The organism is Bradyrhizobium sp. CB82 (assembly GCF_029714405.1).
Lineage (GTDB): Bacteria > Pseudomonadota > Alphaproteobacteria > Rhizobiales > Xanthobacteraceae > Bradyrhizobium.
Genome location: NZ_CP121651.1, coordinates 77,371 through 90,910 on the forward strand (window position 1 = coordinate 77,371; position 13,540 = coordinate 90,910).

The 13,540-nt window shown below is 61.6% G+C and carries 11 protein-coding genes and 4 pseudogenes; 8 read left to right on the forward strand and 7 right to left on the reverse strand.

Features of this window, described 5'->3' with window-relative positions:
* Position 1: 1 nt before the first annotated feature.
* Both QA640_RS44130 and QA640_RS44135 read right to left on the reverse strand, forming a co-directional pair.
* On the reverse strand, positions 2 to 1,351 hold the full coding sequence (locus QA640_RS44130) for a recombinase family protein (protein WP_283043862.1): 1,350 nt from the start codon (positions 1,349 to 1,351) through the stop codon (positions 2 to 4).
* Between the two features lie 6 nt (positions 1,352 to 1,357).
* Positions 1,358 to 1,708 (reverse strand): annotated as a pseudogene (locus QA640_RS44135) (recombinase family protein); the annotation flags it as partial.
* A gap of 574 nt (positions 1,709 to 2,282) precedes the next feature.
* Here QA640_RS44135 and QA640_RS44140 point away from each other — a divergent pair.
* The 7 genes from QA640_RS44140 (at position 2,283) to QA640_RS44170 (ending at position 8,521) form a co-directional block, all read left to right on the forward strand.
* Positions 2,283 to 2,777, forward strand: a complete 495-nt coding sequence (locus QA640_RS44140) for a hypothetical protein (protein WP_283043594.1) — start codon at positions 2,283 to 2,285, stop codon at positions 2,775 to 2,777.
* 139 nt (positions 2,778 to 2,916) lie between these two features.
* Positions 2,917 to 3,108, forward strand: coding sequence for a hypothetical protein (locus QA640_RS44145; RefSeq protein WP_283043595.1), 192 nt, complete (start codon positions 2,917 to 2,919; stop codon positions 3,106 to 3,108).
* Positions 3,109 to 3,186: 78 nt separating this feature from the next.
* The gene (locus QA640_RS44150) at positions 3,187 to 3,504 is read left to right on the forward strand and encodes a hypothetical protein (RefSeq protein ID WP_283043596.1); all 318 of its coding nucleotides are present in this window, start codon (positions 3,187 to 3,189) and stop codon (positions 3,502 to 3,504) included.
* Positions 3,505 to 3,577: 73 nt separating this feature from the next.
* Positions 3,578 to 4,558, forward strand: a complete 981-nt coding sequence (locus QA640_RS44155; RefSeq protein ID WP_283043597.1) for a toprim domain-containing protein — start codon at positions 3,578 to 3,580, stop codon at positions 4,556 to 4,558.
* A complete protein-coding gene (locus QA640_RS44160) occupies positions 4,551 to 7,007 on the forward strand; it encodes a hypothetical protein (RefSeq protein WP_283043598.1) in 2,457 nt (818 codons plus the stop codon). The genes QA640_RS44155 and QA640_RS44160 overlap by 8 nt, the downstream gene beginning before the upstream one ends.
* A 105-nt stretch (positions 7,008 to 7,112) precedes the next feature.
* Positions 7,113 to 7,760, forward strand: a complete 648-nt coding sequence (locus QA640_RS44165) for a hypothetical protein (RefSeq protein WP_283043599.1) — start codon at positions 7,113 to 7,115, stop codon at positions 7,758 to 7,760.
* Between the two features lie 575 nt (positions 7,761 to 8,335).
* A complete protein-coding gene (locus tag QA640_RS44170) occupies positions 8,336 to 8,521 on the forward strand; it encodes a hypothetical protein (RefSeq protein WP_283043600.1) in 186 nt (61 codons plus the stop codon).
* 228 nt (positions 8,522 to 8,749) lie between these two features.
* Here the strand turns inward: QA640_RS44170 and QA640_RS44175 are convergent.
* From QA640_RS44175 to QA640_RS44195, 5 genes and pseudogenes are all read right to left on the reverse strand, one after another.
* A pseudogene (locus tag QA640_RS44175) lies at positions 8,750 to 10,093 on the reverse strand (IS5 family transposase).
* Positions 10,094 to 11,343: 1,250 nt separating this feature from the next.
* Positions 11,344 to 11,571: a transcriptional regulator gene (locus QA640_RS44180; RefSeq protein ID WP_283043601.1), complete on the reverse strand. Its 228-nt coding sequence runs from the start codon at positions 11,569 to 11,571 to the stop codon at positions 11,344 to 11,346.
* A gap of 64 nt (positions 11,572 to 11,635) precedes the next feature.
* Positions 11,636 to 11,857, reverse strand: coding sequence for a hypothetical protein (locus QA640_RS44185; protein ID WP_283043602.1), 222 nt, complete (start codon positions 11,855 to 11,857; stop codon positions 11,636 to 11,638).
* 313 nt (positions 11,858 to 12,170) lie between these two features.
* Positions 12,171 to 12,350: a hypothetical protein gene (locus QA640_RS44190; protein WP_283043603.1), complete on the reverse strand. Its 180-nt coding sequence runs from the start codon at positions 12,348 to 12,350 to the stop codon at positions 12,171 to 12,173.
* 539 nt (positions 12,351 to 12,889) lie between these two features.
* Positions 12,890 to 13,036, reverse strand: a pseudogene (locus QA640_RS44195) (transposase); the annotation flags it as partial.
* On the opposite strand from QA640_RS44195, the pseudogene QA640_RS44200 reads away from it, so the two are divergent.
* Positions 13,035 to 13,244: pseudogene (locus QA640_RS44200) on the forward strand (transposase domain-containing protein); the annotation flags it as partial. The pseudogenes QA640_RS44195 and QA640_RS44200 sit on opposite strands and share 2 nt — an antisense overlap.
* Between the last annotated feature and the right edge of the window lie 296 nt (positions 13,245 to 13,540).

Sequence of the window (13,540 nt, forward strand, 5' to 3'; positions counted from 1 at the left end):
ACTACGCTTTTCCACGCTGGGGGGTGGATAGACGAGCAGCGGACCGTGAAGAAACCAGTGTCGTCGGGGGTCGAGATGCTCCCCCCGCTACCAACGATCCCCCCGACATAGCCATGTTCGGAAACAGGGCCGGATTGTCGCAGAGCGCAGCGAGTCGGCCCCGGATGTCAATCCGGACGCTCCGATCATCCTCGGCATTGGCTTTGGTTCCGGCACCGCCCGGGCGGCTTGGGCTGGCATGCACGATGATCGCCGTCACTAATTCGCGAATTGTCGCAAACTCGGTGGGGGTGCCGCGCTTCAACTCGTCGGCCAGTTCCCCAACGGCGCGCTTGTAGCGGTCGATCGCCTTGGGGTGCAGGGCGATGATATTGTCGCTTTCTTTGGCGCTTTCGAGCCCAGCCATGATCTTGGCCTTTTCGGTCTCAAGCTCCTGCATCCGGGCGACGAACTGTTGCGGCGGCATGCCCGCGATTACGATGGAGTCAACGATCCGTTTCATCTCGCGCCCGATCTCACCGAACCGCCGCTCCAGCCGGGTGCGCTCGCTGCTCGCTTCTTTCTTGAGCCGCTTGCGCTCGGAATTGTAGCTATCAACAAATGAGGCGATTACGTCAGGATGCGCGAGGTGCTGGCGCAAGCCCTTGATCGCAAGCGCCTCGATGCTGTCGAGATAGACGCGGCGACCATTGCTGCATGATCCGCTTTCGCGATACGTCGAGCACTGCAACCGAAGTCCTTTGGCATCGCTGCCGACCGAACACATGCCGCCGCCGCACGAGCCGCATTTGATCAATCCGGAAAACACTCGCTTCGGCGCGCGCCCCTGTTGTGCCGTTGCCGGAGTCGCGTCGCGGCGGCGCTCGCCCTTGATGACTTGCGCTGCATTGAACGTGGTGTCGTCGATGATGCGCAAGTGCGGCACCTCAACGGTCTTGTATTGCTCTTTCGCATTAGGACGCGACAGGCGCTTGCCGGTCGTTGGGTCTTTCAGCATCCGGACCTTGTTCCAGACGATGCGACCAGCATAGAGATCGTTCAAGATCATGCCGCCGCCGCGCGCGACGTGGCCATTGATCGTCGAGCCGTTCCAAAGCCTGCCACGAGGTGGACGCACGCTGCGCTCGTTGAGATCATGCGCGATCTGCCGCGGGGTCTTCCCGGAGATGTAGTCGGCAAAAATCTGGCGAACGATCTCGGCCTCTTCTTCGATGATCTCCAATACGCCGGGCTTATCTTTGACGGCGCGATACCCATACGCGCGTCCGCCAGCGTGCCGGCCGTCGCGCAAGACACCTTCAAGACCGCGCCGGGTATGCACTCGCAGGTTCTCGATGAACTGCTCGCTCATGAGCGCGCGCAAGGCGCCGTCGATCGTGCCAACCTTGCCAGTGACGGTGTGCAGAGTGATCCCGAGATAGTCGAGACGCTTGCGAGCGTTATGATAGTCGGCCTGATCGCGGAAGATGCGATCCATGTCCTCGGCGACGATAACGTCAAACGATCTCGATTCAGCCGCCTCCATCAAACCTCGAAGGCCGGCGCGGTTGACCACTGCTGAGCCGGAAATCGCGCGGTCCTCGAACGTCGAGATCACGGCCATGCCCTCGCGCGCACAAAGCTCGCGGCAGATGGCAATCTGATCGTCGATAGAACGATCCTTCTGACGGTCGGATGAAAATCGGGCGTAGATGACAGCGCGGATCATGTGTCTTCGCTCATCGCAGGTTGGGATGCTTGGCGGGCCGTGATCTCGGCCTCATGATCCTCGCGCGCGAGCCTTTTTGCAAGCTCGCGCACGTACCGAAGGAGGGCCGGTTCGGGCTGATCCGGAGGTATTATAGGAGTCGTGCGCGACATTTGCGGGTTTTCGGTGGAATGGGCGCTGGTCAGAACGTAAGCGACCGCGCTGCTTGAAACTGGCGCACGACTGAGATGGAGTACACGTTAACTTGCGGACGATCTCACGCCGCAGCATAACGTATAGTCGACGGCGTGAAGCTCCGGCCGAAATCAGCCGCGGCTTGACGCCGAGGTGTTCCACCGTGGGGCTAGTCGAGACAATGGCCCGAAGAAAATCACCGCCGCCGATATCGGCGCCACGAGACCAGCCGCCAGCGCCGCTACCGGCGCCACCGGCCCCTCCGGCGTGGTTCACGGCGGCTACGCCGCACGCACGATCGATTGCGCCCAGGCACCTGCCAGCGATCTTACGGCACTTCGGCGAGCGTGAGCCTGAAGAGCTGCGCGAACTTTCCGACAAAATTTATAAGATAGTGATCTTGCACTGGATCACTCGCGACACGCCGCCGCCACCGCCTGCCAGCCGCAAGGAGCTTAGGGCACTTGAGCCTGTCGCGAAGAACTTCGATGCAAAATGGCGGAGGGCCGGACGGTTACACGACTTGATCCGCGCGGCGCAGACTTATGTTCAGGTAGAGGCGGGGACGTTTCCAGAAGAATTGCAAGAGTTGCCCGATTTCAACGCCCTGTCATCGTGGATCATTCCAAGCATATCAGCATTGGTGAGCCACCCGGAATTGACGCACCCGAACAAGAAGAGCATCGAACGGTCAGAGCTGTGGGACCCCCTGATGCGTTTGATGATGGAATATGGTGTCGGCTTTCATCAGCACGGGCATTTGATTGTAACTATCCGCGAGTTGCACGCCTTCGCCGGAATTGAACCGCCGAAGGATGGGAGCGTTCGGGCAGCGGAGCTTGCTTTCAAGAAGCAATTGGCAATGCAGCGGCGGCCTTCGCGCACGCGGCGTTAAGCCTCGGAAGACATTCGGCCGCACCTTAGCGCGCAACAGGCGTTACGCTGACCACGAAGATCGTCCGCAACTTAACCTTCCAAAGCACACGTAGCTGCGAGACCTTTCGTTATTGATCTTGACGGAGGGAAACGTCGCGATGACGAGCCACACGGAAAAGTCCGACAAGCCTGTCCGGCTTGGTTGTCGGATTTCGGCATGGTCGCGCCTGACCGGCACGGGCCGCGTCACGACGTGGGGCAATATCAAGCGCGGCAAGCTCAAGACGGTCGATTATTGCGGGATCACGCTGATCTACGACTGCGAGCGCGCTCGTCTCTTTCAAACTTAGCCATATCAAAGCCGCTCCGGCGACCGGCCGGGGCGGTTTTTCATGCAAGCAGTCACCAGAGCGGCATAGGAGGCCGTCATGGGCAGGAAAAATGATATTCTCGATGGCGATCGCCTGCAAGGTCGTGCTCATCGGAGCGCGCCCGCGATTGATCTTGCGCGCCATGTCTCTCTGATCCTGAAGCAGATGAGGTTTGTCGTGCGGCACGCGGTGTGCGGCACCAAGTCTGACGACGCCAAGAGCATCGCCGCGATCCGCCAGATCGCGGTCGAGCTCCGCCGGTCGGCCTATGCCGTCGAGGCTGAGGCCAAGCGCCGCGAGGATTGCGCCCGTGGCCGGGCGGAGCGTAACGCGATCCTGATGCGTGATCGCGAGCATCCGGGAACGCAGTCGTGAACGCACACACGTTCCCGCTCAGCGTTTCATCAGATCGTCGCCGCCCTGGGCGGTCAGGTCACCGGCTGTGAACATGCGCAATAGCGCGGTCCGCGATTGTCGCAGGCTCGACGATGGCGCGCGTCAGGCACTGCGCGCCCGTGCAGCTGAGATCGTTCAGTCGTTCCTCGGCGAGCCCAATCGCCGCCTCAGCACTGCGCGGCAAATGCGTTGGGGCAATCGCGGTTCATTTGCTCTGAGCCTGCAGGGCTCCAATGCCGGCCTCTGGTTCGATCACGAGAACGGCTGTGGTGGCGACATCATCAGCTTTCTCGAGCGTCAGCTTGGTTGTTCCATTGGCGACGCCATCAATTACGCTCTTCGTTATTTGGGCCCTTCGTTTGGCGCCAGCACGCGGATTCTGCGTCCGGTTCATCGCGAGGAAGCCGATGATGCCGGTCGGATTCGTGGTGCACTCCAGATCTGGGCGGGCGTGCTGCCGCTCCGCGGATCGCTGGCCGAGCGCTATCTCGGCCGCCGCGGCATCCGCGTTCCTGATGAAGCGCTGGATGTCCTGGGCTTCCATCCAGCCTGCCCGTTGCGGGGCACCACGGCACCAGCGCTGGTCGCGTTGATCCAGGACATCATCACGGGCGAGCCTGTCGGTGTTCACCGGCGGCAGCTGACCCGCGATGCGGCCGCTGCCGGACCGCCAATGAGCCTTGGCCCCAAGAGCGGCGGCGTCATCCGGCTTTCGCCGTCGAATTCGACCGACCTCGCGATCGGCGAAGGCGTCGAAACATGCCTCGCGGGGATGCTGCTTGGCTCGGGACCGACCTGGTCGGTGCTCGATGCCAACGGAATCGCCACCTTTCCTGTCCTTGAGCCCGTGCAGCGCCTCACGATCCTCGTCGATCACGACGTGAGCGGGACAGGGCAGCGCGCCGCCGCGACATGTCGCGACCGCTGGTTCGCCGCAGGCAAGCGCGTTCGCCTGATTATGCCCGACACGCCTGGTCAGGACATCAACGACCTCCTGCTGGCCGAATTGGGGAGCTCGCCCGAGCATGCGTGAGCTCCGCGGCGCGATCATCGATGAGTTCGATCCGGATGCCGCCAAGCAGTCGGATGCGCTGCCGGTTGAGGTTGCCCGCGACATGCTGCGCGCCAAGATCATCGATCAGCAGATGACGAGCGCAATTCGATTCCACGGGAGCGACGGCGGTTCGGTGCCGGAACCGGAGGCGGTCTGCGTCCCCACGGGCGTCGGAAAATCGGAGCAAGCTCGCGCCGGTATCGCCCGTTATGTCGAGCAAGCTAAGAAGACGTATGCGGCAAAAAAAGACGGGAAGAAGAAGCAGAAACGGAAGCGCATCCCGCACCGAGTTCTCGTCTTCGTTCCCACCCACAAATTGGACGAGGAAGCGCGCCAGCGCCTGCCTGAGGGCATTAAAACTGCTCTTTGGCAATCCCGGAAGGCCAACGATCTCGCCACCGGCGAGCCGCTGTGCTTGAATCTGCAAGCTGTTGCCGCCGCGGAGGCGATTGGGGCCAACGTCGAGCGGACGGCTTGCCGTAAGGGCCGCAGGGGCCAGGAACCGATTCTTTGCCCGTTTTATTACGAGTGCGGCTATCAAGCGCAGAAGGAAGCCGCGAAACATGCTGACGTGATCTTCCTTGCGCATGAGTATCTGTTCGCGCCGCCCAAGTCGCTGACCAAGAAGGTCGGGCTTGTGGTCATTGACGAGAGCTTCTGGCAATCGGGGCTCTCGTCCTCATACATCGCAGTCGATGCCCTCGACGCTGAGCTCGAGACCTTCCCGGTCCGCAACAACGGCCATGACAGGAATGGCGACGACACTGCCCATCTGGCCGACCTGATCGATCGGCTGAAGCTGGGGGTCGCGCTGGCGCGAGGAGTGCAGGTGACTGATGCCGGCAACTACTCGCGGGAGGACGGCTATCTGACCAAGGCCGCGCTTCTCGCGGCAGGCCTGCTGCCGGGCGACAAGTACGAAGGTGGGTCGGGTGCGGCTGCCGCGAAGCTGGAATGGCGGCGCAAGGTCGAGGTCGATCTGACGCCGCAAAGCAGTGAGGAGACGGCCAAAGCTCGCGTGAAGGAATTCCGGTTTCTTGGGCAGTTGGGCAAGCGCGCTGCAATGTGGCGCGCCATCGAAGAGCTACTCTCCGGTCCCGACGAGGCGACAGGTCGACTGCGCATCGTTATGAAGAACACCAAGGACGGCACGGTACTCTGCTTGCGGATCAACGGCCGTCGCGACATCCATGAACGGATCGCCGGGCTGCCGGTCATTGTGCTCGATGCGACCCTCCACCTGGAGATCCTGAAGTATTTCTTCCCGCGAATCGAGGTGGCACTCGATCTGAAGGTTATGGCGCCCCACGAGCACGTGACGCAAGTCATCGGGTTGCCGGTCGGCAAGGCTTCATTATCAAAATTGGACCCTGGAAAGCGGAGCGCCGCAGAGGAGAAACGTGTCGGCAACAAGCGGGAGCGCCTGCTCAAAACGGTCCGCAAACTGGCTGCGGGCCGTCGTACGCTGCTGATTACGAACAAGGAGCTCGAGGAGCAATTCGACGGGGCGGTGCCGAACATGGAGACCGCGCATTTCAACGCGGTCGAAGGCATCGACCGGTGGCGCGATGTCGAATGTCTCATCACCATTGGCAGGCCGCTGCCGGCGCCGAATGCAATCGAGCACATGGCCGCCGCGCTGACGGGCAAGCCGATATCGCTGCGATCGCTGCCGCCGAAGCGCGTTGGCGGCCGGCCGCAGTCGATGGTCGACCAGGAGCGGGCCGTTCGCCTGAAGAACGGCACTGAAGTGACGCTAACCGCTCGGGTGTTCGAACAGCCCGAAGCCGAGCTGATCAGGCAAGCCGTGACGGAGGCGGCAATCGTGCAGGCCGTCGGCCGAGCCCGCGGCGTCAATCGGTCAGCCGCGAATCCGGTCGAGATCTGGATGATCCTGAGCGACACGGTGGTGCCGCTGGCGCTGGATGCCGTGGCTGAGTTTGCCGATCTGGAGCCGAACAAGATCGATGACATGATCGAGCGCGGCATTGTTCCGGCGTTCTCGGCGGATGCCGCGAAGCTCTATCCCGACCTCTGGCCAACCTCGCAGGCGGCCCGAAAGGCGTACAGCCGCGATGGCCTCGACGTGGTGGGCAATCGCAGGAGGACTGTGACCGCCTCTGATAAAGACAACGGCACCGCCGCGCGCCCGAGGAGTGTGACAGGCCCTTATAAATATAGATTTATAAGGGCCTGTCACACTCCTCTGATCCGCTATCAACCCAAAGGCCCGGGCAGAAATCTCGGATTGCGTTGGTTGACGCCGCCAGCCTCGCCGACGCGCGGGCACGGATTGAAGCAGCATTGGGCGAGCTCGCAGCGTTCGAGCTGGTTACGGATGAGGAGCAGGCGGAGCCTGAGCTGGCCAGTGTGGTCTGGGGTCGGGCTGGCAGCAACTTCCAAGCTAGTTCAGCGCCTGGAGACGTAAGTGCGTCCCGGCGAACTCGGTGGCGAGCAGGAATGCAAGAGGGTCCGCCTGAGTGCCGGGAAGCGCAGGCAGCTGCATAGTTCATATTCTAAAACGGGGACAAGAATGGGGCATCAGATCGCACACGTTGTCATCGAAAGGGCAAGTGAGCCCGACTGTCGATTCATCGGATCGTGGTTCGTCAAGGCCGCAGAAGCTCAGGGCCTCTGGTCGCAGGCGCTTCGCAATCCCTCCTTTCGGGAATGGGTGTTCCCTCTTTGCGAGTATTTCGTGCCTGATCTGGAATGCGCCGCCGTGTACGTTTTTGGCGAGTTGGAACAGCAGCACCAGGCCATCGCCGTGAACGTTGAGGGCGATCTGACGGTCGAACTTGCGATGATGGTTCACCTTGGCTTTTTCGTGCGTGCGGGCCAGAGTTACCGGCTGGCCGTTCCAGAATCCGTTACGCTTGAGCGGGTACAGCAAGCCGCTTTGCGGGTCATGTCGACTACAAAGGACCTCGGATTTGGTCCAGTCGTTGAGCCCGAGCTGCTGCTGCATACAGTCCCTGAGGCGGAAGCTGAAGCGTGGCGAGAGTGGATCATCCAAATGCGTCGCCTCAATTCGGAAGCCTACGGCAAGGTGCAAGTCGCCGGGGGTATTCGATTGAGCCTGGGCAACGCAGGTTTCCGGATCTTGATCAATGGCTCTTCGAAGGTCGGGCACAAGATGCAGCTGGCTCGCAAAGATTGGGTCCTTTTCGCAGGGGGGTAACAGCGGGGTTGCCATGGCCGCAATAGTTTTGTAATGATCAGTACAAAATTAGGGGTTGGAAGGAAATGGCAACAATAGCGCAAGCGGCAGCCCACATTTGCTGCTCGCGGTCTCAGTACGATCAATACATCGCAGAGGGCGTGATTACGCGTCAGTCGTCCGGCAAATACGACCTCGACCAGGTGCGTCGGGAGGTCCTTGCGCACCTCCGCTCGGTTGCGGCCGGTCGTGGCGGAGCTGCCGGTAGCAAACTCACTGAGGAGCGCACGCGCCTTGTGGCCGCGAAACGTCGCCGCGAGGAGCGCCAGGACGCTTTCGAGGCAGGCCAACTTGTGCAGCTTGAATCCGTCTGCCGCTATCTGGAGCAAACTCTCGTCGGCATGCGCAATCGACTGCTCAACCTGCCTGGCGAGACCGCCTGCTTGCCATGCGTCGGCAGGAAGAATGCTTCGAGGTTGTGGACGATGCCGTTCGTGCGGCGCTTGAGGAGATCGCCGATCCGAGCTGGACTGCCGCGCGGATCGCGGCTGCGGGCATTGTGAGTAAGGGCGGCGAAATGCCGAATGGAGATTATGATGACAAAGAAGAAAACGAAACTCCAGACGTTGCTTGAGAGTGAGCCACGCGTCGGCTTTCGTATTCATTCGAACGGCGAAGTGGAAGTGCTGACCGAGGCTGAAACCCTCGCGCTGGTCTTGCGCGCTATCCGCGAGGGGATGCAGCGTGCTGGCTGGTCGCGGTTGGGGCGAACGTTGCACTGATATGACTTCAGCTTGCCACTGAAGACAACGACCGTGGCTCTTATGCCAACCGAGTAGGAGCACGCTGAACCAGCTTGTGCACGAAACTTAGCTCTTGGTAGAAGAAGTCCAGCGCGGCAGCCGAATGGCCCGGCAAAGGTGGCGACTTCTGGCGCAGAAGAAGTCATGCCCTCCAGCGTGATAAGCCACCGGACCTGGCAAGTCGGAGGGTCCCTAGGTAGTCGTCCGTTAAGAAGCCGAATTGAGCGGGGCTGGACAAGCGAGCATGCGCCATAGCTGGAACAGGAAGAGGCACAAGAGTTCTCTGAGCCAGGCAAGGATGCGGCGGAAGTTGTGGCCCACGGCCGAGAGGATGACGTTGGCGGCATCTCCTGCGCGGCCCTTGAGGTAGCAGCGTCCGAGGTGACCTTCTTCTTCAGGTGTCCGATGATGGGCTCGATGGCGGAGCGGCGGCGCAGCTCGCGCTTGATGACACCGAAGACGCCGCGCTTCTGGCCGGAGATGAAGACGCGACGGGGATTTTGTGCGTCGTGGCCGCGGTATCCCTTGTCGACATAGGCCCGCTCGATCGAACAGCCGGTGAGCGTCTCGGTGCGGTCAAGGACGTCCCGCAAGGTGTGACCATCGTACGGGTTATCGGGCATCGCCCTGGCGTGCAGCACGAACAGGCCACCGGGAGCCCGGCGGTTGTTGGTGACGATGGAGGCCTTCACGCCGAACTCGTAAGGTGCGCTGGCCTTGCCCTTGCCGATGCACTCGACCTCCGGAGCATGGAAGGAATACAGCTTCCAGCCGCGCTGGCGCTGCTGCTGCGAGCGGATCTGGGTGGCTCGGCTCAGCGGGAGGGCGAACGCCTCCTCCAGTACAGGCTGGCCCCCGATCTTGCGGCGGATGTCGCGGATGATCCGGCCCAGCCGGCTGCGCAAGATACGCAACTGGCCGCTGATGCCGCCTGAACTGTTTGGCATGGGCGTAGCGGCCCGCCATCATCGCGGCGGCCTTGGCCACGCGAGAATAGGATTGCCGCAGCCTGACGCCGTGTCTTCTCGCCAGGCGGTTGAGGCCATTGATGGCCGCATGCAGCTTGGCGTCGGTCGGAAAGGTGATGGCCTTCGGCTGCACCGTGGTGTCGACCGTGACCCGCTGGAGGTCTTGGCCACGTAACGCGCCGGCCTCGTGTGCCACCCGCAGGCTCTCGGCCAGCAAAAGCTCCAGCTTGTCGCCGAGCCGCTTGCGCCAGTGGCTCAGGTCCGAGCGCTCGTGCGGGAAGACGTGCTGGAAGAACTCTTCGCCGGTGAAGAACTGAAAATACGGGTCATGGACCCAGCGTTCGCAGACCCCCTCATCGGACAACCCGTAAATGTGCTTGAGCAACAGCAGCCCGATCACGAAGCGGGTCTCGATCCCGGGCCGGCCGTTCTCGCTGTAGAGCGGCGCGATCTCGCCGTCGATCCAGTCCCAATCGACCTTGCCAGCGAGCAGAACCAGCTCGTGCTTCATGTTGATGATCTGGTCCAGCCGTGCCCGGAACAGATCGTTCGATCCCGTCGTCTTATGCTTCTTCGGCCGCATCGTCCCCCTCCGATGCAACACAGAATCATGGTCCGCAGCGAAGGGAAATCCATAAAACGAAATTGCAGGGTTTGGGCTTCTCAAGCTCCCAATCCCTGCAATCTCAAATGCCTCCGCATCCGAAAAACAGACTCCCGCTCAATCGCTTAGAGGCTTGTTCACGGACGACTAGGTAGGTACCTGGCTCTCTCAGGTCCCGCCAGCAAAGGACTCAGCGAAGGAAAGCTCATCTGCGGCGGCGCGCAGCCATTCCCGATAGAGCTTGCCTGTACAGGATCATCTTTGCGTCTCTCGTTCGCCTTTGATGGCGCGATAACCCCGCCGGCATAAAACAGCGACGGCAGCCTCGATCGCCCGGTCGTCATTGCGCTGCTCCTCCGCCAGCACGCCTGCTCGCACAAAGGCGTCGATCGTCGCAGCCCAATTCGAACGCAGGCACTTGACGCCATTCCGCTGACGCGCCCGATAGCGGCGCGAGCACTTCCGGGCCACCGCCCGCTTGTGCGCCGGATGCTCGAAACTTAGAAGATTGTCCCGTCGGGCACGCATGTTGATCTAAGTCTGCGCCGGCCTGGGTGGCGGCGATGAGTGTGAGAGGTGCGGCCATCGGCGGTGCGGCTTCGGCTCCAGATAGCGCGCGTTCTCGCGCAGATGATCAGCCACTGCAGTGTAACCCAAAGGGCGCAGCCCCCGCTCGACCTCGCGCACGTCCTCTCGCCAGGGCCTAGCGACCTTCGATCACCTCGACTTCATCCCAATTATTTTGCCGCGCGACTTCGATGCCGACGATCAGTGACGCGGAGATTGCCGAAATCAGGTGGCCGCTGACGGTTATGAGCCCCGTGAGCGCTACGACCTATCTCCGCTGCGGACGCGGGCGGAGGTCTTCGGTTATTGCGTCGACCACCTCCGCCTCGATGACCTTCGCGCGCTTGCCTCGCGGCAACATCGGCGGCTCGTTGCCAGCAGCTCGACCGCCTGCCGGAAGGTCGTGGCAAACTGCTCGGCATCAACGCCAACACTCAAATCGATCTGGCGCGGCATCAAGCTCGCAACGACGCGAACAAAGTTCGAGGGATCATTGACCGCCATCGCCGCCAGAGCGCGATCTCCATGCTCCAACCACGTTGCGTGCAACCGAAGTAAAAAGTCCTCGCTCAGCTTGTTGCGTGAGCCCGGCCGCCGACCAGCAGGATTGCCGCTTTGCCCGGGCCGCCAAGCCGAGGGCCATCCACACATGAGGCGGCCATTTATCTGAATCGCTTCGGCTTGGGTGCCGGGCGCTGGTTTGCTTTGGAGATTTCCGTCCGAGCCTCTTGTGCTTCCTTGGCTAATCTCAGTTCCTTGAGGCGCGCCATGTTTTGGCGAACATCAACGGCATTTTTTACCTCTTCTTGGATAACCACCTCGCGATGCGCGACCGCAAGGCGCTCTCGGTTCGCTTTGGCAGCTAGGCGAAGTTCCCGATCGTCACTCATCCTATGGCCTCCGGCCTCGATATGCGGCTTGGAACGGCTTGGTTGGGCGCAGGAAGGCGCCCGCTCAGGGCTTTGGAAGCCTGTCCGATGGTTTCACAGGTGTATCCCAAGGCCGCCGGCCATCGGTGCCTCGGTCCCACCAACGTTCTTTAGGGCCACTGGCTTCATCCGCCTTCTCTTTGGCGCGGGCGGCCTTAATCTGATCGCGGAAGGAAGGCTCCTCTTTCGGAGGAGTCGGGTCGATCGTCTGGGCTGTGGCGGGCGACCATGCGACGATCAGCGCCACGAACAATCTCTTCATCCCTGCCGATAGCACGTTCCGGCAGACAAGTCCGATTTAGTTTTGTCCACTCGGGGAAGCGAACGGCTCACCTCATCAATTGATACTTTGGCACCGCCGCTTCCGGGCCTCAATCGGCTTCCCGCATTCAACGCCCGCATCATCCCATCCCGGGCGAACATCGTTGGGCCGCCGCTCTCTGCCACGAGGATAACCGCTCCCATGCGTCGGCCGTGGCGGCCGCGGTTTCTACGCCGCGACGAAGATCAGCCAACCAAGCACCAGAGCGGCCCACACGAGCGAAGCCACGACGTACCAGCTATCCCGCGAAATGCGCGTCAAATGCGCTCCGTCTGCGCTCTGTATCCTCAGCCAGCTTGGTCCAGTCAGCGGCCAGCCTCAGCCATGCCTCCCTGTCGATCGGGGCGATCGTCTTCTGCGCCCGTTGGCGGCACTCCTCAGCTTCCTTGCGGAAGCGACCTACATCGATTTCGGTCATGGTCCATCGAGACAGCGCGGCGCGGGGCGATTCAGTGGGATTTATTTCGGAGGGCGTAATCCTGGTGATCGCAACCACTCGTTGATATGCGCACGCATTCTCGATTTGTCGCGCCCTCCGCATTATGCGCTCGCGCTCGACGCCGGGCGGCTTGCCCTGAGCTTTCATGCGGAGGCGAACGGCCTCTTGTTCGAGCCGTTGTTCTAATGAGGGTTGTCTGCGCGAGATAACGCTCTGTCACGGAGCTGCTCCCTGTTCGAGTGCCGCGGGAGCGCAACCGGCGTTCTCATCACCGAAAGAAGCCACGGGCCGACTGGTGATGGAAACAGCGGATTCCCTTTGTGGCCACCAGTCGAGTCAATTCAACTCTGCGGGTGCGGCGGGGGACGACTGCCAACGGAGGCGGCCTCAATGCTGGGTCCCCGTATTTCGATAGATCAGGGAGAAGAACAATTGGTTGGTTGTGGAGCTCCCCGGCGAAACGAGCTAGTTCGACGCCATCCGCTTCTCCCGAGAGCCAAAGATCTGTTATGAGAACCTTTAAGCAGATAGTTGATCGGCTTAATCACGTTGGACGAACGCGAGAGCCGGGCAGATTCCGCCCGGAGCCAAGCCTCAAGGTCGGTCAGCAGTGGCGCGCGTCTCTCCTGGCGGATCTGCAGCCGCTCCTCAGCGCTCAGCCCATGGTTGTTCGCCGGTTTTGATCGCGGCGCCGAGCGGGCTGCCGTGATGGCCACGCTTATCATGACGGCGCGCCTCAACGACATCGACCCGAAAGCCTGGCTTGCCGACGTCTTGGCGCGCATCGCCGACATGCCGCAGAACCGCCTGCACGAGTTGTTGCCCTGGAATTGGACGCCTCCTGCGTCAAGGTCCTCAGCCCAGGCGGCGTAGCCATGCACGTCAACAAGGTTCATGCCGTCTTCACCATCGTTCGCGTCGCAAAAGACCTCGGCGAAGACGTGGCCAACGGAATGGACAGAGGATGGCGTCATCTGGGTTTATGGCATAGGTGACGACCAGGTCATGGCGTTCACCGACTTCGGCATCGAAAACCTGACGGAGCTCATCAGGATGCACACAAGGAAGATCCCGAACTCCTCAAGCGGTGGAATCGGTGAGCCCCTGTCCGCGGCCTAGCTCGGATAGATACGACCGTCCAGCGATCCCAGAAGCCTCACTCCGGCGCT